The organism is Pseudomonadota bacterium (assembly GCA_039028155.1).
Taxonomy (GTDB): domain Bacteria; phylum Pseudomonadota; class Alphaproteobacteria; order SP197; family SP197; genus JANQGO01.
The window spans coordinates 18,830-37,366 of record JBCCIS010000019.1 but is presented as its reverse complement, the minus strand read 5'-3'; the positions used below and the strand labels follow the sequence as shown (position 1 = coordinate 37,366).

Sequence of the window (18,537 nt, the reverse complement as noted above, 5' to 3'; positions counted from 1 at the left end):
GCACACGAACGGTTCACACAATGAAGACCATGTCCGTCAGAGTTTGGCAGCGCGACCTTTCGATGACAGAGCGATACCGGCCTTCTGGCGGCCGTGAATGGTTGTCGCTCGACGCATCGCCCGCAAGAAGCTGACCGGTAGCGCCAAGGTACACCATGAACAACGCAGACGTCGTCGCGCGAGAGCTAGGACCGCAGGAGGTGTTGCTTGTCGAACTCAACCGACGCTGCAACGGTGCCGTGCAACTGGTCGCCATGGTGGAGCTGCGTGAGCCGATGGATGTCGGCGATCTGCGCCGCGCTCTCAAGGTCATCCATGGTCGTCACCCGCTCATGCGCGGACGGATCGAGGCACGCGACAATCTGTGGTGGGTGTGCGACGTGCCGTTCGAGACCATCGAGATACGCACGGAGAGGCTTGAAGAGCCGTTCGACATGGAGGCGATCTACGCCCGTGAAGCGGCGATCGTTCACGATGTGGCCGATACCGCATGGCGGCTCGTCGTGTTGACGGATGACGCGGGTCGGGCCCGATGGCTGATCCTGGTGACCAACCATGCGGCGATCGATGGACGCTCGGCGCTGGTCGTGTTCAACGAGATAGACAAACTGGTCCGCGATCCCAATGCCCTCGATCATGCGTCGCTGCCGCTGACCGAAGCGCCCGAACGTGGACTGGCGGCCGCCGGGCTGAAAGGCGAAGCCGGCATCTTCGCCGAATGGCCGGACCAGGCCAGTTGGCCCGTCGATGCGGCGGCGCCGGCGGCCCGACGGCGCCCCCACGCCATGCTCAGGGTGTTGCCGAAGGCAGACCTTCAGGCGCTGCACGACCGCCTGCACGGCGAGGGCGTGCATCTGGCCGCCGCCTTCTGCGCCGCGGCGGTGCGCGCGGGACCGGCGCTGCCCGGGCACACGGCGTGGACGGGGATCGTCGAGCCGACCGATGTGCGCGCCGATTGCAACCCGGCGATTCCAGGCACCGCCGTCGGCGAGTTCGTCGCCGCCATCAATATCTTTGCCGGACCCGAACACGACGACCTCAGCACGATCGCGCTCGCGCGCGCCATGGGCGAGATGCTTCGAGACAACCGGCCGGCCAGTCTCATGATGGAGACGGATGTGCCGCTTGACGTCACGATCGAGCAGGTCGACCAGATCGCCGCGCCGAGCGATAGGTTTGCCAGCGGCATCTGCGTCTCGGATGTCGGCGATCTCGACCGCCTGTCGGGGCGGCCGGTCGGCATCGGCCGGATCTTGATCATGCCGTCGCAGAACCATGGCGTGCACCCGATCATGGTCGCGATTGTCTCGACATCCGAAGGCGCGTGTCTTTCCTTCGGCTACGACCAACCCCTGCGCGGCCGCGACGCCGCGAACGCCTTCGCCGATCGCTATGTCGACGTGCTTCGCGGCATGGCGCGGGGCGCCTGAGAGCACCAGTCACCGGGGCCGGTTTCCTCCCCAGCCCGTTAAGCTCGGCGAACCCCGCACCGTTTACTCGACCTAAACATCTGCCTTTGGGTTTGCAAACCTAAGATGCACGGGCCAATTCAGAGTCGTGCTGACTTCCACACTGTCGCCACCAAGTGTGCTTAGGCTCCCCAAGAGTTGCCGCACAACTCCAGTGTCACAACAGGAAGTGCGAAGACTTGCAATGCATGGGGAGAGCGCTCTTGAGTTGGAGGAAAGCATCTGTTGCTACCGCACTGCTGAGTCTAGTTCTAGGACAACAAGCAGCCGCCGATGTCATTCATAATGACACGACGGAGTACGAGAGCCGCCTGCAACTGGGAACGGACGAATACGATTGGTTCCAGTTTCGAGCGTGGACCCGAGAAGACTACTTCCGAGGCGTCAACGGTTTCTGTGAGGGTGCGCTTTGGTACGCCGATACATTTTACGCTGAAAGCACGTTGTGCGTTACTCACGAAGCTGTTGTGTGGCAGCCGTCGACGTCGGTCAGGGGATTGTTTTCGTTTTCGTTGCTAAAAGAAGTCGAAGGCTACCGAGTTGGTGGTTTGGTTGAGACCAGGCTTGGAAGTCTGCAGATCGTTCGATTTGAGAATCATGACGCTCGCGCTGGAACCAGTGAGCCGTGTGCAGGATTCGCCCTGGACTACAAACGTTTGAGTCGTCCGGACGAGGATCCGGCCAAAGGCGGGCTAAGGTTCTATGCCTGTGGTTACAAAGACACAGGTTTGTCTGACGAGGCGTTTCGTGAGATTCTGGATATGTTCCGAATTGACGGTGAACTCGACTCGCTGTTCTGAGTCGCATCGATGTAACGTCGTTTGTCCTGCGTGACTGATCGCTGGCCATCCGGTGCGAACTGGCAAAAGGGGAGACATGTACAAACTGTTCTATGCGAATCATTCCGCCGCCATGGGCACGCGCGCCGTGCTCGAGGAAATCGGCGCGGACTACGAACTGCTCGACTCCAGTATCGATCTCGACGAGCCGCGCCCGCCGGAACTCCTGGCGCTCAATCCCAACGGCTGGGTTCCCGTCCTGATCTATGACGGCGGCGCCATGCACGAGGCCTCGGCGATCACCGTCTTCCTGACCGATCGGCACGCCGAAGCCAATCTGGCGCCGGGCGCTGACGACCCCCTGCGCGGGCCGTTCCTGCAATGGCTGGTCTATTTGTCGAACACACTGCAGATGGCCTATCAGCTGAGCTACTATCCGCTGCGTTTCTGCGAGAGCGAGGAGCATATCGCCAGCGCGCGGGCGCGCTCGTGCATACGGCTGCGCGAGATCTGGGGCATGATCGACGACGCCATCGGCGACGACGACTGGCTGGTCGGCAACCGTTTCACCGCCGCCGATATCCACGTGCGCATGCTGGCCACCTGGCTCAGCCCGGACATGGGCCATCCGACCATGCAGGAGTTCCCCAATGCCAACCGGGTGGTGGCCAACGCCGCCGTGCGCCCGGCCGTCAAGAAGGTGTTCGGCTGACGGCGTACCGGGTCACGGCGATCGGAGCGGCGGCCAGTGACATGACCCAAAAAGACATGGCGCCGCTCTGCGCTATCGCAGGGAGCCCGAACACCCGTTGGCGTCAATGGACCCGCGGGGTGGGCTTGCCGTGTGGACGGGTGGCCGGCTTTGGCTCACCCATACAAGCCATGATCTTCAATGATCCATAGTGTCGCGTCGTTGTCGAAGTTGTAGATGGTGACGTTGGGCCCAAAGGACTGCGCCGCCGCGCTGGCCTCGTCAAGTGACTCGATGGCTTCGCCGTTGAGCGTGATATCTTTCAGGACCACGTTGTCGTGAAGCGGGTCGAAGTCGGTAATGACGTCGGTGTCCGACTCGCTGGTGAAGATGAACGTGTCATCGCCCGGCCCGCCTTTCAGCTTGTCCCAGCCGGGCCCGCCGATCAGCACGTCATTGCCGGCGCGGCCATCCACCACATCGATGCCGTCGCCGGCCACGATCTGATCGTCCTGGTTCGTACCCTTGAGGAAGTTGCTGCGGTCACTGCCGAAGATGGTGTTCAAATCGGGATTGGCTTCGACCGCGATGGTCGTGGCCACGGCGGTCGAACTGCCGTCTTCGCCGCGCTCGTCCTGCACGGTGATTTCGATCTGCCGCAGGGTTTCGTCCGGGTCATCGGTGCGGCTTTCGAAACTGAGGCTCTGCAGGATCTCCTGATAGGTCTCGGCACTCGCCAAACCCTTCAGCGTCAGTGTGCCCTCCTTGGGGTCATAGTGCGCATGAACGCCGCTGTGCTTGGGCAGCTCGACGGACAGCAGATCGTGCTTGGGGTCCAGGCCACCGACGATCTTGACCACGGCGCCGCCGAGCAAGGTCGAGTCTGTGTCGGTAATGGCGAGATCGGTGGCGAACTCGATGGCCGGCCCGCCTTCCTCATAGGTCTGCGGATGCGGGTCCGGTGTGCCGTCATCATAGAAGGCGACAGCCCGGGGCCGCTCGGCGATGTCGGGGTCAAGCGCGTTGGAGACCGCGACAATGGTCTCGCCGAAATCGAAAAAGTCACCGTCGCCGTTCAAATCGGTCAGACGGATGACGTTGCGCTGGTTGGGACCGCCGTTCGAGGTGATGGCGACGTCGCCGTTCTCCGACGCGGCGATCGAAAAACCGACGAAGACGTCGAACCCTTCTGGCAGCAGGCTGCTGTTCCAAACCTCCTGCGCTTCCGCCGCCTGGTCGATATCGCCGCTGCCGTTCAGATCGGTAAGACGATAGACCGACGAAATGCCGCCCGACGGAAGGAATTGCCAGGTCAGCACGCTGTCGCCCTGTACTGCGTGTGTGAATGCCACAGGCGCGCCAAATGGGTTGTCCTCGTCGATGAAGACCTTGGCCTCGCCCGGATCGATCGTACCGTTACCGTTCGTGTCTTCTGCGCGATAGATCGTGTCGGGGTCGCCGCCATTGGTGTCGGAGATGAAGGCGACGTCGCCGGCAAATGAGATATCGAAGGCCGAGGAACTGGCATTGAGCGTCTTCAGATCAAGCCAGACCGTGGCTTCGCCGAGGTCGTTGGCGTCGCCGTCGTTGTTCAGGTCGACGGTGCGGTAGACGGCGTCATCGAACGGGCCCGCGACGACGCCGGGATTGACAAGATAGATGGCACCGTCCGGACCTTCGGCGATGCCGTTAGGCGTGACGAAGGGCAGGCCGCCGGCATTCTCAGCGGAGAACCAGACGCTCGCCTCGCCGGCGTCGTTGGCGTCACCGTCACCGTTCAGATCGTTCAGCGCGTAGACGCTGTCTGTGTTGCCGTCGCCGACATAGACCGTTCCATCGGAGGCTTGGTGGACGTTAAAGATATTGCCGGTGGGATCCGGCAGGCCGGAAGCGTTGGTTTCATCGAAGAAGACGATGGTTTCGCCTTCGTCGCTTGCGTCGCCGTCGCCGTTCAGGTCGCGCAGGTGCCAGACCACATCGGCCCTTTGGTCGCCGAGCAACACGCCTTCAAGTGGCTGATAGGCGGGCGTCAGCGATACCTCCGGCACGATCACCGAGGGATCGACTGGTGGTTGATGATGGCCGTGACCCCACTTTCCGAAACCCCAATTCCAAGAGTTTAGGCGCCCCCAATAACCGCTCATCGCACGTTTCCCCTCGTTAGGCTCCGGGCCCGACGAAGCGCGCCCGCGGTTGCTCATGGTGTCTGCGGCCCACGGGTTCCGAGGGCCGAGCGCGCGGTCCACCCGCCACGCGAGCCGAACCATATCTGCGAATGAGAATCATTCGCAACTTATTTCTCCATCCGTGCCGAGGTCATGACAGTGTTGCCAACCGGCGGCCTGTGGCGAGGCGTGACGCATCCTTGAAGCGTACGGCGCGCGTTCCCATGCTTTAGTCGACAGCCATCAGGAGGATGCCATGACGGCACAGCAGGTGAGCAGGAAGGCCAACGCGGTGGGTATCAATCACATCGCGCTGGAAGTAGGTGATATCGATGAGGCGCTCGCCTTCTACGGCGGCTTCTTAAACTTTGAGCTTAAGTCGCAAAGCGAGAATGCCGCGTTTATCTACTTCGGTGATCAGTTCATTAATTTTGCCAAGGGGCGCTCGCAATCACCTGATGATAAACGACATTTCGGGATTGCTGTCGATGACAAGGAGTTGGTGCGCGAGACTCTGAAGGCAATGGGTGTCGAGGTGCTGCCTGGCCGGTTCCTCGACTTTCTCGACCCCTGGGGCAACCGGGTGGAGATCACGACCTATCAGAACATCCAGTACACCAAGGCGCCGGGCGTCCTGAAAGGCATGGGCCTTGAAGGACTCGACAAGACCGACGAGGCGAAGAAGGAACTGGCCGAAAAGGGCATGGCGCCCGTCTAGGCATCAGACCTCGCCGAGCGCTTCGGCGACCTTGTGGTGGAAGAACGCGGGCACGTGTTCGGAAATGGCGCTGCGCTGACTGTCGACCATGAAACGGCCTCGCTCATAGCCGCGCGAATGAAGACCGCGCTGGACGGATTCACAGAGATCCCGGTCCTCGGGCCACAGCACATTCGATCCGTAACGCGCCCGCGCGGCGTCCGTTTCGCCGGCGCCATCTGGTAGCCGGAAGCTGTCGCCGCCCAGGCGCGTCGACGCGACGTCAATGGGCTCGAACATAAACACGTCGAAGTTCGGTGAGCCCGGCATGACGCCCAAGGTCATGTTCGGCCACAGGTGCCAGAAGACGGCCTTCGTCACGGATGTATCGGCGCGATAGTCATAGGCGGCGTTGGCGGGTTTCGTGCACGCCATCTCGTGGCGCGTGTACATCGTGTTGAGTTCGATCGTGTAGCTTTCCATGTCGACCAGATCGACGAAGGCCGGATGGGCGGGGTCGCAGTGATAACACTCGCTGCAATTGTCCATCAGCACCTTCCAGTTGGCCTTCAGGTCGACGCCGTTATCGCTGTCGTTGCGCGTGCGCTGACCATCGACCTTGACCAGGTCTTGAAATGACGGGACCAGCGACGTGATTTCGTCGGCTAGACCGTCGAACTGGTCGGCGAAGGGCGCGGCGTCCGGATCGAGGTTGACGAACAACAGGCCCAGCATCGATTCGACACGGACGGGCGTCAGGCTGAAATCTGTTCTGTCGAAGCCCCGCACGCCGTCCGACAGGCGTGCCGAGCGCAATGCGCCATCGCTGTCATAGGCCCAGGCGTGATAGGGGCAGGTGATCACTGCTTTGATTCGCCCGCGACCCTCCAGCAGCTCATGGGCGCGATGACGGCAGACATTGTAGAAGCCCTTGATCGCGCCATCCCGGCTGCGGATCAGAAAGATCTCCTGATCGACGATGCGGCAGGTGATGTAACTGCCGGGTTCCGGCAGATCGCTTTGGTGGCCGACATAGCGCCAGCTCTTGTAGAAGATGGTTTCTTTCTCGCGCGCCAGGATCGCCGGATCGGTGAACCAGCGTGGTGGCAAGGTGAAGAACGGCCCGTCGCCGTCGATCGCTTTGCGTGCGGCCTCTGACATGCCAGCCAGACTAGCGCGCTGTCATCCGGATGTCAGGCCGCGTCAGCCGGTTTGGTTGCCGTCCACTTGTCGAGTGTTTCCCGCGCGCCGCTTTTCACGCGGTCCCATTCCTCGGCGTCGCGCGTGTCGGTCTTGGCGGTCAGTTCGATGACATAACCGTTGGGGTCGCGGAAGTAGATCGAGTGGATGAAGCCGTGGTCGGCGATGCCGCGCGTCTCGATGCCCGCGTCCTTGCCCTTTTGGAACATCGCGTGCAGCGTCTCCATGCTGACTTCCAGCGCGATGTGCAGGTCGAAGTCGTGCTGGTCCCTGAACGTGAAGGGCTGGCCCGGCGCCTCGAAGAAAGCAAGGAACGACCCGTCGCCCATCTCAAAGAAGACATGCAGGACCCTGGTGTCGCGCCCGGTCTGCGTCGTCGCGATCTCGAACGCCTCGGCCAGTTCCAGGCCCAGAAAGCCCTCGTAGAACTGCCGGGTCTGCTCGGCGTCGCGGCAGCGATAGGCGTTGTGATGCAATCCAAAGATGTCCGCATTCCCACTCATCGACCGTCTCCTTCGCAAGGCTTGATCCTTAGATCGGTCCGCGAGCGGACCCAATCAAGGTACGTCGGCCCGGCCTGCGCGGATCTCCTGAAGGCTGGCCGCAAGGCAAGCCGGATGATCAGGTCCGGGCATCCCGGATCGCTCGCCACACGGTCTCAGCCGTCGCCGGCATGTCCAGACGGGTGACGCCGATCGGGCGCAGCGCGTCCAGGATCGCGTTCATCACCGCCGGGGGTGCGGCGATGGTGCCGACCTCGCCGACGCCTTTGACGCCCAGGCTGTTGGTGCCTGTCGGCACCGGTCGGGCCGACCAGTCGACCATCGGCAGGTCGCCGGCGCGCGGCATGCAGTAGTCCAGAAACGTCGCGGACTGAAACTGGCCGGTATCGGGATGATAGTGGCACAGCTCCATCAGCGCCTGGCCGACGCCCTGGGCGACTGCACCGTGGACCTGCGCCTCGGCGATCATCGGGTTGACCACCGTGCCGATATCGTCGACGCAGACGTAGTTGAGCAGCGTGACGACACCGGTGTCGGGGTCGATCTCGACCTCCGCGACGTGGCAGCCATTGGGGAACGTCGCGGCCTTGACTTTGTTGAACGCGGTTTCGTCCAGGCCGGGCTCCAGCCGGTCATGGGGAAAGTTGTGCGGCACATAGGCGGCCTCGGCTATCTCGGCAAAGCTTGCCTGGCGGTTGGTGCCGGCGACGGCGAACATGCCGTCGGCATAGGTGACGTCGTCGACATCGGCCTCCAGCAGGTGGGCGGCGATATGCCGCCCCTTGGCGATCACCTTGTCGGTTGCTACCGCAATGGCTGGGCCGGCAGAGACCAGCGAGCGCGACGCATAGGTGCCCAGGCCATAGGGCTCGCGCTCCGTATCGCCAAACGCGAGGTCAATGGCGTCGATCGGCAGGCCCAGCCGGTCGGCGGCGATTTGCACGAACGCGGTCGCATGGCCCTGGCCGTGGCTGTGGGTGCCGACATGCAGCGTGGCGCTGCCGGTCGGGTTCACCCGAAGCCGCGCGGACTCATAGCTGGTCGGCGAGCCGTCGGCGGCCGATTCGATATAGGTCGCGAAACCAAGGCCGCGATAGCGGCCGCCGGCTTCAGACCGTGACCGCCGTGCCGCGAAGTCCGTCGCCGCCGCGCCATTCAGCGCGCGATCCATAACCGCGGCGAAGTCGCCGCTGTCGATCGTCAGGCCGGTCACGTTGGTGGCCGGCAGGTCGTCGGGCCGGTACATGTTGCGGTGTCTTATCTCGATCCGGTCGATGCCCGTCGCGACCGCGGCCTCGTCGACGAGACGCTCTATGACGTAGGCGGCCTCAGGCCGGCCGGCGCCGCGATAGGGCGCCGTCGGCACCGTATTGGTCAGGATACCCTCGATGTTCATGTCGACGGCGCCGATCCGGTAGATGCCGGCGATCAGCGGGGCATAGAGATTGATTGGCAGGGTTGCTCCGATGCCGATCAGATAGGCGCCCAGATTGACTCTCGTGTGAACGCGCAGCGCAAGAAACTGGCCGTCGCCGTCCAGCGCCAGTTCGGCCCGCGTCTCCTGGTCGCGCGCCTGGGTGTCGGTCATCAGCACCTCGTGGCGTGTGCCCGTCCAACGCACCGGACGATCCAGACGCCGGGCAAGCCAGCACGCAACGATGTCTTCGGGGTAGGGGGTCGAACCGCGCATGCCGAACCCGCCGCCGAAGTCGGGCGAGACGATACGCAGTTGCGATTCCTGCATGTCCAACAGTCCGGCGAGACGCGTGCGCAGCAGGTGCGGCGCTTGACTGCCCAAGGTGAAGATCAAACCGCCGGTCGTCGCATCCGGCTCGGCAACCACAAGGCGCGGCTCCATCGGGTTGGCGGTGATGCGGTTGTTGACGAGGTCCAAGCTGACGACATGGGCGGCGTTGGCGAATGCTTCTTCGGCCGCTGGCGCGTCGCCGCTTTGCCAGACATAGGCAAGGTTGCCCGGTGCATCGGCCCAGATCGTCTCGGCGTCGTCGGCGCGCGCCTGATCCATGGTGACGACGGCGGGTATGTCGTCATAGTCGACGTGAACCGCTTCGGCGGCGTCGTGCGCGGCGTCGCTGGTCTCCGCGACGACAACGGCCACCGCGTCGCCGACAACCCGGACGATGTCGCGAACCAGGGCGGGCCGGGGCAGGATCGGCAGCGGCCTGCCGTCGCTGCCGTCGAATGCGATCCGATTGGGGATCGGTTTGATGCCGTCGGCTTCCAGATCCTCGCCGGTCAGGACATCGACGACGCCCGGCATGCTCCGCGCGGCCGACGTATCGATGGTGCTGATCGTGGCGTGCGCATGGATCGACCTGACGAACGCCAGATGCAGCGCACCGGGTACGTGATAGTCGCCGACATAGTTCCCGCGCCCGGTCAGAAACCGCCGATCTTCCTTGCGCCTGACCGGCGCGCCAATACCCTCGGATGTCATGGATGCGACCCTAGAGCGGATCATGGTCAGGTGGAACCTCTGACGGTTTCACCTGACCATGTGAATCCGCTCTCGATCTGTGAGTAGAGCAGAATCACCTGCCTTAACGGACTCGCGAAGCGATTCCATCAAAACAGGATCTGCTCTAAGACGCGGCCCATCACATAGCCAAGCAAATTGACCGCCGGGCTAGAGCGGGCGGGCTAGAGACGGCGAGTTAAAGATTATCCTTAGCGACCTGGTACCAGTCTTTTTGACTCTGGAAATAGACCTTGCCGCCACGCTCGACACTGTTGACGACAGTCTCGAACATCCCTCGCGCTTCGTCCGGTCGTCCGGTCTTGCGGAGCAACAGGGCATAGCGCACGCGCGGCTCTTCCTCGTTGGCGTAGCCGACCAGATCGGCATAGGTCGAGAGCGCTTCGTCGTCACGGCCCAGGGCTTCCAGGCTGCGCGCATAGAGCAGATGGCCCGCGCGTGAACGGTATCCCGGATGGTGCTCCTGGACCCGGTCCAACGCGCCGAGCGCCGCGTCGAACTTGTCGTCCAGGAAGTAGGCTTCGGCGAGCCGGATCAGGGTGTCGGCATCATGCTCGTGGACGCCCTTCAGCGAGCGATTCAGCAGGACGGCGGCCTCCTCATAGCGCTGCCGCTGCATCAATTGTTCGGCCATCGCTGACAGTGTCTCGACGGTCTCCACGTCGGCCAGGTCGTTGGCCGCCAGACGGTAATCCTTGTCCGGGTCGATCAGCTTGCCGACATCCGTCTTGATCTGTTTCGCCGCCTTGCTGTGGCGCATGCCGGGCAGGATGTGGACCGCGAAGTAGACGAGCGCGCCCAGCCACGGCGCGGCGATGATGAACAGGATCCACCAGTACTCGCGCCCATTGCGGGCGACATGAATGCAGGCGGCGATCTGAACCAGCAGGGTCAGAACAACCAGGATAGGCATGGCCTACTCCCTAAGATCGCAATCACCCACGATTATGCGACTTCCGCGTGCTCCAGGCCAGGATGGCGGTCACACAGCGGCGCTTTTGCAGGCGGGGCTCGTCTCGCCGCCGAATCGGCGCCGTCATGACGGCACACGCACAGTCGGTGTCGCCTGCGTGACAATGGCGGGCCTTGGCGGACGCTAGTGAAGCGCCCTGGCTTTTGTTACGACAGGACCAACCGCGCCAAAGCGGGCGGTGCAGGGGAGAGGCATTCATGAAGAGCCATGCACGGGTCGTTGTTATCGGTGGCGGCGTTGTCGGCGTCGGTACCCTCTATCACCTGGCCAAGAAGGGCTGGTCCGATGTCGTTCTGGTCGAACGCAAGGAGCTGACGTCCGGCTCGACCTGGCACGCCGCGGGCCTCCTGCCGCTGTTCAACATGAGCTACTCGGTCGGCCAGGTGCACAAGTTCGCCGTGCGCTTCTATCAGGAGCTTGAGGAGGAGACCGGCCAACGCGTCGGCTTCGCCAAGGTCTCCAACATCCGGCTCGCCATGAACCAGGCGCGTATGGACGAGTACCGCCAGTATGCCGGCGTCGCCGACACCATCGGCGTCGAGGTGAAGTTCCTGACCCCCGATCAAATCAAGGAGGTCTGGCCGCTGTGCAACACCGACGGGTTGGTGGGTGCGATTCAGCACCCCGAAGACGGTTACATCCAACCGGCTGACCTGACCCAGGCGCTTGCCATCGGCGCGCGCAACAACGGCGCCGAAATCTATCGCAACACCACCGTGACCGGCATCGAGCGTACGCCCGCCGGCGAATGGCTGGTCAAGACCGACAAGGGCGACATCACATGCGAGCACGTGGTGACGGCCTCCGGCAGCTTCGCGCGTCAGGTCGGCGCCATGGTCGGCCTCGACGTGCCGGTCATTCCGGTCGAGCACCAGTACATCGTTACCGAGCCGCATCCCGACATCCAGAAGCGCAAGGCCGACGGTCTGCCCGAAATGGGTGTGCTGCGCGAGTCCGACGGTTCCTGGTACATGCGCGAGGAACGCGGCGGCCTGATCCTGGGGCCGTATGAAAAGGGCGCGCCCGCCTGTTATGTCGACGGTCCGTCCGACGACATGGAGTACGAACTCTTCCAGGAAGACCTGGAACGGCTGGAGCCGCATATCGAATCCGCCATCAACCGCGTGCCCGCGTTCGGCGAGGTTGGCGTCAAGCAGGTCTATAACGGCGCCATCTGTTATACGCCCGACGGAAGCCCGATTATCGGCCCGGCCTGGGATCTGCCCAACTTCTGGCTCAACGAAGGCCACAGCTTTGGCATCACCGCGGCCGGCGGCGCCGGCTGGCAGCTCGCCGAATGGATGGTCGAGGGCGAGCCCACCATCGACATGCTGGGCGTCGATCCCCGCCGCTTCGGCGACTACTGCACGAAGTCCTACCTCGTCGAAAAGAACGAGGAGGCCTACGCCAACGTCTTCACCATCCATTACCCCGACGAGGAGCGCGAGGCCGCACGCCCATTGCGTCAGGCGCCTTGCTACGACCGCCTGAAAGGGCTGGGTGCCGTGTTCGGCCAGAAGTTCGGCTGGGAGCGCGCCAACTGGTTCGCGCCTGCCGGCGTGCCCCAGGAAGACGACTGGTCGTTCCGCCGTTCGAAGTGGTTCGAGCATGTCGGCAACGAGGTGCGCAACGTTCACGAAAACGTCGGCATTCTGGATATGACCGCGTTCGCCAAGTGCCGTATCTCAGGCCCGGGCGCCGAAGCCTTCCTGGATGGCCTGATCGCCAACCGGCTGCCGAAGAAGATCGGCCGCGTCGGCCTGGTCCACGCGCTCAACACGCGCGGCGGCGTGCATTCGGAATACACGATCATGCGTGAGGCAGACGACTCGTTCTATGTCGTCTCGGCCGGCGCGCTCCAGCGCCTCGACCACGACTGGCTGAAGAAACACATGCCGACCGACGGTTCGGTCCGTTTCGATCATCTGACCAACCAGATGGGCGTCCTGGTCGTCGCCGGTCCGAAATCGCGCGAGCTGCTGCAGAGCATCACCCGCGACGACCTCTCCGGCGATAGCTTCAAGTGGTTGTCGGGCCGCTGGATCGATGTCGGTCTGGCGCCGACGCTTGCCTTGCGCATGAACTTTGTCGGCGAGCTCGGTTGGGAGCTGCACCATCCGCTGGAGTATCAGAACCACATCTTCGACGCCGTCATGGCGGCGGGCGAGGATCTGGGCATCAAACCCTTCGGCATTCGCGCCATGGAAGCCATGCGCATCGAAAAATCCTACCGCATGGTCGGCCAGGAGCTCTCGATCGAGTACGCCGCGCTTGAATCCGGCCTGCATCGCTTCGTGCATCTGAACAAGGGTGAGTTCATCGGCCGCGACGCGCTCTCGCAGTGGCAGGAGAGGGGCTTCCAGAACCAGTTCGTCACCATGGAGGTGCACGACGTCACCGATGCCGATCCTCTCGGCAACAACCCGATCTCACTCAACGGCGAGGTCGTGGGCCGCGCGACATCCGGCGGTTTCGGTTTCCGCCTCGGCAAGTCGCTGGCGCTCGGCATGGTGCGCCCGGAACACGCGGAGATCGGCACCGACCTCCAGATGGATATCCTGGGCACCAGCCACCGGGTGACGATCATCGAGGAATCGCCGTTCGATCCGGAGAACGAAAAGCTGCGGGCTTAATCCTTCGGTAGGTCTCTGCCCGCCATCTCCGGCATGCGCCAGGTGAAGAAGAGGGCGATCGCGGCGGCGATCATGATGTAATAGATCGGCGTGAAATCGTCGCCGGTGCGCTCGACCAGATAGGCGGCGATCAGCGGTGTCGTGCCGCCGAACAGGGCGAGGCAAATGTTGTAGCCGAGGCCGCCGCCGGTGCAGCGCACCTTGGCGGGCAGCAACTCGACCATCAACGGAACCGACAACGCCCAGCCCGCAGCACTCAAGCAGGCGAGCACCATCTGGCCGACCAGGACAAGGCCAAGCTCCGGCGTGTGCATGAGGTACCAGGCGGGCCAGCCGGCGACGATCGTGCCGAGCAGCGAGACGTAGAGCACGGCCTTGCGGCCAAAACGGTCCGCGGCAAGGCCGGTGAACGGGATCAGCACGGTCATGGCGATCAGGCTGACCGTGTTGATGTCCATCGCCTGGGCCGTCGTGAAGTGCATCTGGTCGGTCAGGTAGGAAACGGCATAGACGAAGAGAACGAAGTAGCTGACCGAAATCGGCATGTTGATGCCGATGATCGTGACGATCGTGCGCCAGTGATCCCTGAACGCGCTGACGATGGGGATGGCGAGGATCTCGTCTTCGCCCGGCATGGCCGCGGACTCAGTGAGGCGACGGCGAATGATGATGCCGATGATGGCGATGACGCCGCCGAACAGGAACGGGATGCGCCAGCCCCATTCCTTCATGGCCTCGTCGCCGACTACCGCGCTGGAGAGCGCTGCCATGCCGGAGCCCAGCAGGCAGCCGGCCATCATGGCGCAGGCAATCCAGGTGCCGACAAAACCGCGCCGGCGGGGTTCGGCGTTCTCGACCAGCAGAACCGAGGACGAGCTGTATTCGCCCGCTACCGACAGGCCCTGGACGAGACGGATCGCCACAAGCAGGACCGCGGCCATCACGCCGATCTGCTCATAGGTGGGCAACAAGCCCAACAAAAACGTCGAGATGTTTATGCTTGCCATGCACAGGATCATGGTCGGTTTGCGCCCGATCCGGTCGCCCAGGTGGCCGCCGATAATGCTGCCCAGCGGTCGCGCGCCGTAACCGGCGGCAAGCGCGCCGAACGCTGCGAGTACCGACGCGAAGCTGTCGCCGGACGGAAAGAAGCTGGCGCCGATGATCGTCGCCAGAAAACCGTAGGCGGTGAAATCGTACCATTCCAGGATATTGCCGATGGCGCAGGCGAACACCGTCTTCGGCGTCACCCGGCTTTTGCGCGCGGCCGCCGCCCCGGACGATGCCGCCATCTTACTACTCATGCTTAACCCAAGGTTGAACTGCGCGCCGGTGTCACCCTAACAGAGCCGCCTTACGGTTGCACGGTGGTGGCTGTTGCGGTTTGACTTAAGGCCGCACCGACGCCAGCGCGTAGCGCCTGAGCACGACCTCACCGGGGATTGGCTGCAGGAACATGCTGTCGTAGAGGCCGGCCAGAACGGTCACGACGAGCCCGTGGCTCGGCACGATGAACATGCGCTGACCGCCCCAGCCGACGGCGGCGGCCCAGGAGACCTCGCGCTTGTCGACCAGCGAGCGGCCGAGCCACCAGTGGTAGCCGTAGAAGAAGAGGCTCTGGCCGTTGATCTGCGGCGTGATCGATTGCGTGATCCAGTCCGCTGAGACGACACGTTCGCCGTGCCACTGGCCCTTGTCCAGGACGAGCTGGCCGAACTTGGCGATGTCGCGGGGCCGCAGACGCAGGCCCGAGGCCGCAATCGGCGTGCCATCGGGATAACGCACCCATTCGACGTCGGTGATGTCGAGCGGATCGAACAGGACGTCTTGGGCAAGGGCGTCGAGGTCGCGGCCGGAAACCCGCTTCAAGATGGCCGCCAGCAGCGCCGTGTTGCCGCCGCCATAGTTGTAAGAGATGCCCGGCGGGCGCACGAGCGGCTGCTCCAATACATAGCGCACGGGATCCGGGGCCACCGACATCTGTCGCTCGCTGTTGGCGGGGTCGCTATAGGGCGTGTCCTCGTCCCACGCCAGGCCCGGCGACATGGTGAGCAGGTGGGCAAGGGTGATGCCTGCTTTCTCCGGCGTCTTCAGATCGTCGTGTTCCGGGAAGAACGAAAAGACCGGTGTGTCGATCGTATCGAGCCAGCCGCGGTCGAACGCGATACCGACCAGAAGGCCGGTGATGCTTTTGGTCATCGACCGCAGATCGTGGCGCATGGCGGCATCGTAGGTGACCTCGCCCAAGGGTTTGCCCCAGGCTTGGTCCTCGCCGGTGAAATAGCGCTCATAGACCAGGGCGCCGCGACGCGCGATCACCACGCCATGCACATTGGACTCGGCCCAGGCCGTGAAGTGTTTGGCGATCCCGGCGAGCAGCGCGCCATCCATGCCTTGCTCGCCGGGCGCGGCGACGGCCCAGCCGTCGCCGAGGTCGGGCGGTGTCTGTGCGGAGTCAGGCGTTCCGTTCATGTTTTCGGCCAATTCGGTTGTGCGCCGCGCATGGTGGACTGCCAGAAATTTGCCGTCGATGCCTTTAAGAGCGTCAGTGCATTGGGTTGACCGGTTGGGCGCCAAGGCTCAGGCTCTTCGAATTGACCGGCAACGGAGTGTCACCATGGCCGAAGTGATCCATCAGATTCTGATCGATGACGGCGATATTCCCAACAATGGGCGTTTGCCGCTGATCCTTTACAAGGGCGCCGTCGACGTCGCGTGCGACGATCCCGATGGCGCGTTCGAGGAAATGTTCCACAGCCACGGCTGGGGCGGCGGCTGGCGGGGCGGCGTCATCTTCGATTTTCACCACTATCACGCCCAGGCGCATGAGGTCGTCGGTATCGCAAAGGGCACCGCGCGCATCCAGTTCGGCGGACCGGAAGGGCCGGTGTTCGATGTCGAGGCAGGCGACGCAGCGGTTATCCCGGCCGGCGTTGGCCACCGGCGGCTTGACGATGCGCCGGGTCTCTCCGTTGTCGGCGCCTATCCGCCGGGCCAGTCGCCCGACATCAAGCGCGAGCATGAACCGCAAAAGGACGCCATCCGCGCCAGCATCGACACTGTCGCCTTGCCGACGTCCGACCCGATTCTAGGCGTCGACGGTCCGGCTGTGACCTTGTGGCGGACGCCGTAGCGCTGCCACATTTCGGACTCACCGCGCGGTTAGGTGTTCGAACGTGACGTGCGCCGGTCGCCGGATTGAGGTAGAGTGCGCGCGTTTCTGAGGGGATCGGACCAATTCGTAACACTGGATGTTCATGACACGTCGTTGCCTGTCGAATGTCGTCACGTGGCCCCGAATGCTCATAGCGGCCGTTGCGGCGCTTCTTGTCTCGCTACCCGGCGCGCCCGCGACATCCCACCCCCACGCCTGGATCGATCTGAGAAGCGGCCTGCTGTTTGATGACGACGGACGGATCACGGCGATCGAGCAGGAGTGGTTCTTTGACTATTTCTACTCCACCATCGTCGCCGAAGAGTTGGCGATGGAGGATCGGCCGCTGCAAGACGTTCTCGACGAACTCGCGGAGATCAACCTCAACAGTCTCGCCGACTACGACTACTTTACAGAGATGATCGCCAACGGCGGCGAAGTGGCGATCGGCGAGGTCTTGGAGTACGAGACCGAGATGCGCGACGAGCGCCTGTGGATGCGTTTTGTCGTTGAGCTTGACGAACCGGTCGATCCCAATGCGCAGCTCGTCAGTTATTCGATCTACGATCCCAGCTATTACATCGAAATGGTCCACCTGGAAGGCGAGCCGGTGATGCTGAGCGGCGGGGAAACCGGCTCCTGCATCGCGCTGACTCAGTCGGCCGATCCGACCTTCGAGGCTGTCGCGCTGGCCGCGGCCATTGACCGCACCCAGACCGGCCCCACGGACCTGGGTGCCATGTTCGCTGAATGGGTACACGTTACCTGCGACTGAGCGGCCGGCCCCTGCCGGTCGCTTGGGTGCCTGTCGCCGCCGTTGTGGCGGCGGTCGTGCTGATCGTTCTGGCATTTGCCTTCATTGATAATCCGTGGTCGCAGCTGGTCGTCTGGGTGCAGACGATGCAGCGCGACCTGCACGATCGCATGGCGGCCGCGGTAAAAGCGGTCGGCGAGCATGGCGTGTGGGCAGCCTGGGGCCTGGTTGGGCTCAGTTTTCTTTATGGCGTCTTTCACGCGGTCGGACCCGGTCACGGCAAGGTCGTCATCGCGACCTACATGTTGACCCAGGAGAGCGAGCTGCGCCGCGGTGTCACGCTGTCGTTCCTGGCGGCGTTGGCCCAGGGCATCGTTGCGATTATCGCCGTCGAGGTGACGGTGACGTTACTCGACCTGCCGTTACGCGGCGCCCAACGCACCGCCGGCCACTTCGAGACGGCGAGTTACGCCGCCGTGCTGCTGCTTGGCTTGATCCTGGTGATCTCGGCGGGTCGCCGGCTGTGGCGCCGCCGCGCCGGCGGTCACGGTGACAATCATGCCGGGCACCATCACCACGGCGAGATAGGTCATGACGGGCAGGGGCACGATCACTGCGGCCACAGCCACATGCCCGATCCCCGCGACATGCAGGCCGGCGCGTCGTGGCGCAAGGGGCTTGGCGTTATCATCTCGATCGGCTTGCGCCCATGCAGCGGCGCAATCCTGGTTCTGCTGCTTGCCTATGCGCTCGGGCTCACCTTCACCGGCGTCGTGGCCGTGCTTGCGATGTCGATCGGCACCGCGCTGACCGTCTCGGTGCTTGCGGCGCTCGCGGTCTATGCCCGCGGTTTTTCCCTGCGCCTGGCCGAGCGCTTGCCGGAAAGCGGCAACCGCATCGGTGTTGTCGTCGAAGTGGTCGCCCTGGTGGGTGGTCTCATCGTTCTGGCGTTCGGCGTCTCGCTCCTGCACATGGCGCTCACGACGCCGGCGCACCCGCTGATGATGCAGTAAGTCGCCGGC

Annotated in this window: 15 protein-coding genes; 8 read left to right on the top strand and 7 right to left on the bottom strand. The window is 63.5% G+C overall.

The window, feature by feature from the left end; genetic code table 11:
• Positions 1-155 precede the first annotated feature (155 nt).
• The 3 genes from AAF563_12010 to AAF563_12000 all read left to right on the top strand — a co-directional run bounded on the left by AAF563_12010 (position 156) and on the right by AAF563_12000 (position 2,960).
• Positions 156-1,430, top strand: a complete 1,275-nt coding sequence (locus AAF563_12010; protein ID MEM7121997.1) for a hypothetical protein — start codon at positions 156-158, stop codon at positions 1,428-1,430.
• A 242-nt stretch (positions 1,431-1,672) separates the two neighbouring features.
• Complete coding sequence (locus tag AAF563_12005; protein ID MEM7121996.1) at positions 1,673-2,269, top strand: hypothetical protein; 597 nt, start codon at positions 1,673-1,675, stop codon at positions 2,267-2,269.
• 76 nt (positions 2,270-2,345) lie between these two features.
• The gene (locus AAF563_12000; protein MEM7121995.1) at positions 2,346-2,960 is read left to right on the top strand and encodes a glutathione S-transferase family protein; all 615 of its coding nucleotides are present in this window, start codon (positions 2,346-2,348) and stop codon (positions 2,958-2,960) included.
• 155 nt (positions 2,961-3,115) lie between these two features.
• Here AAF563_12000 and AAF563_11995 read toward each other — a convergent pair whose 3' ends face one another.
• Positions 3,116-5,083 (bottom strand): hypothetical protein, encoded by a 1,968-nt coding sequence (locus AAF563_11995; protein ID MEM7121994.1) that lies wholly within the window; start codon positions 5,081-5,083, stop codon positions 3,116-3,118.
• Positions 5,084-5,360: 277 nt separating this feature from the next.
• Between AAF563_11995 and AAF563_11990 the strand changes: the two genes are divergently transcribed.
• Positions 5,361-5,822 carry a VOC family protein gene (locus AAF563_11990; GenBank protein MEM7121993.1) on the top strand — a complete coding sequence of 154 codons (462 nt, stop codon included), beginning with the start codon at positions 5,361-5,363 and terminating at the stop codon, positions 5,820-5,822.
• A gap of 3 nt (positions 5,823-5,825) precedes the next feature.
• Here the strand turns inward: AAF563_11990 and AAF563_11985 are convergent, their stop codons facing one another.
• The 4 genes from AAF563_11985 to AAF563_11970 all read right to left on the bottom strand — a co-directional run bounded on the left by AAF563_11985 (position 5,826) and on the right by AAF563_11970 (position 10,914).
• Positions 5,826-6,962, bottom strand: a complete 1,137-nt coding sequence (locus tag AAF563_11985) for an aromatic ring-hydroxylating dioxygenase subunit alpha (GenBank protein ID MEM7121992.1) — start codon at positions 6,960-6,962, stop codon at positions 5,826-5,828.
• A gap of 32 nt (positions 6,963-6,994) precedes the next feature.
• Complete coding sequence (locus tag AAF563_11980) at positions 6,995-7,504, bottom strand: VOC family protein (protein ID MEM7121991.1); 510 nt, start codon at positions 7,502-7,504, stop codon at positions 6,995-6,997.
• Positions 7,505-7,622: 118 nt separating this feature from the next.
• Complete coding sequence (locus AAF563_11975) at positions 7,623-9,962, bottom strand: xanthine dehydrogenase family protein molybdopterin-binding subunit (GenBank protein MEM7121990.1); 2,340 nt, start codon at positions 9,960-9,962, stop codon at positions 7,623-7,625.
• Positions 9,963-10,179: 217 nt separating this feature from the next.
• The gene (locus AAF563_11970; GenBank protein MEM7121989.1) at positions 10,180-10,914 is read right to left on the bottom strand and encodes a tetratricopeptide repeat protein; all 735 of its coding nucleotides are present in this window, start codon (positions 10,912-10,914) and stop codon (positions 10,180-10,182) included.
• A 257-nt stretch (positions 10,915-11,171) separates the two neighbouring features.
• Between AAF563_11970 and AAF563_11965 the strand changes: the two genes are divergently transcribed.
• Positions 11,172-13,607, top strand: a complete 2,436-nt coding sequence (locus AAF563_11965) for an FAD-dependent oxidoreductase (protein ID MEM7121988.1) — start codon at positions 11,172-11,174, stop codon at positions 13,605-13,607.
• Here the strand turns inward: AAF563_11965 and AAF563_11960 are convergent.
• Together AAF563_11960 and AAF563_11955 are read right to left on the bottom strand one after the other, a co-directional pair.
• Positions 13,604-14,911 carry an MFS transporter gene (locus AAF563_11960; protein ID MEM7121987.1) on the bottom strand — a complete coding sequence of 436 codons (1,308 nt, stop codon included), beginning with the start codon at positions 14,909-14,911 and terminating at the stop codon, positions 13,604-13,606. The genes AAF563_11965 and AAF563_11960 overlap by 4 nt on opposite strands.
• A gap of 85 nt (positions 14,912-14,996) precedes the next feature.
• Positions 14,997-16,079 (bottom strand): serine hydrolase, encoded by a 1,083-nt coding sequence (locus AAF563_11955; protein ID MEM7121986.1) that lies wholly within the window; start codon positions 16,077-16,079, stop codon positions 14,997-14,999.
• A 145-nt stretch (positions 16,080-16,224) separates the two neighbouring features.
• Between AAF563_11955 and AAF563_11950 the strand changes: the two genes are divergently transcribed.
• The 3 genes from AAF563_11950 (at position 16,225) to AAF563_11940 (ending at position 18,528) form a co-directional block, all read left to right on the top strand.
• A complete protein-coding gene (locus AAF563_11950) occupies positions 16,225-16,740 on the top strand; it encodes a cupin domain-containing protein (protein MEM7121985.1) in 516 nt (171 codons plus the stop codon).
• Positions 16,741-16,864: 124 nt separating this feature from the next.
• Positions 16,865-17,536 (top strand): DUF1007 family protein, encoded by a 672-nt coding sequence (locus AAF563_11945; protein MEM7121984.1) that lies wholly within the window; start codon positions 16,865-16,867, stop codon positions 17,534-17,536.
• Positions 17,512-18,528: a nickel/cobalt transporter gene (locus AAF563_11940; GenBank protein MEM7121983.1), complete on the top strand. Its 1,017-nt coding sequence runs from the start codon at positions 17,512-17,514 to the stop codon at positions 18,526-18,528. The genes AAF563_11945 and AAF563_11940 overlap by 25 nt, the downstream gene beginning before the upstream one ends.
• The last annotated feature ends 9 nt before the right edge of the window (positions 18,529-18,537 follow it).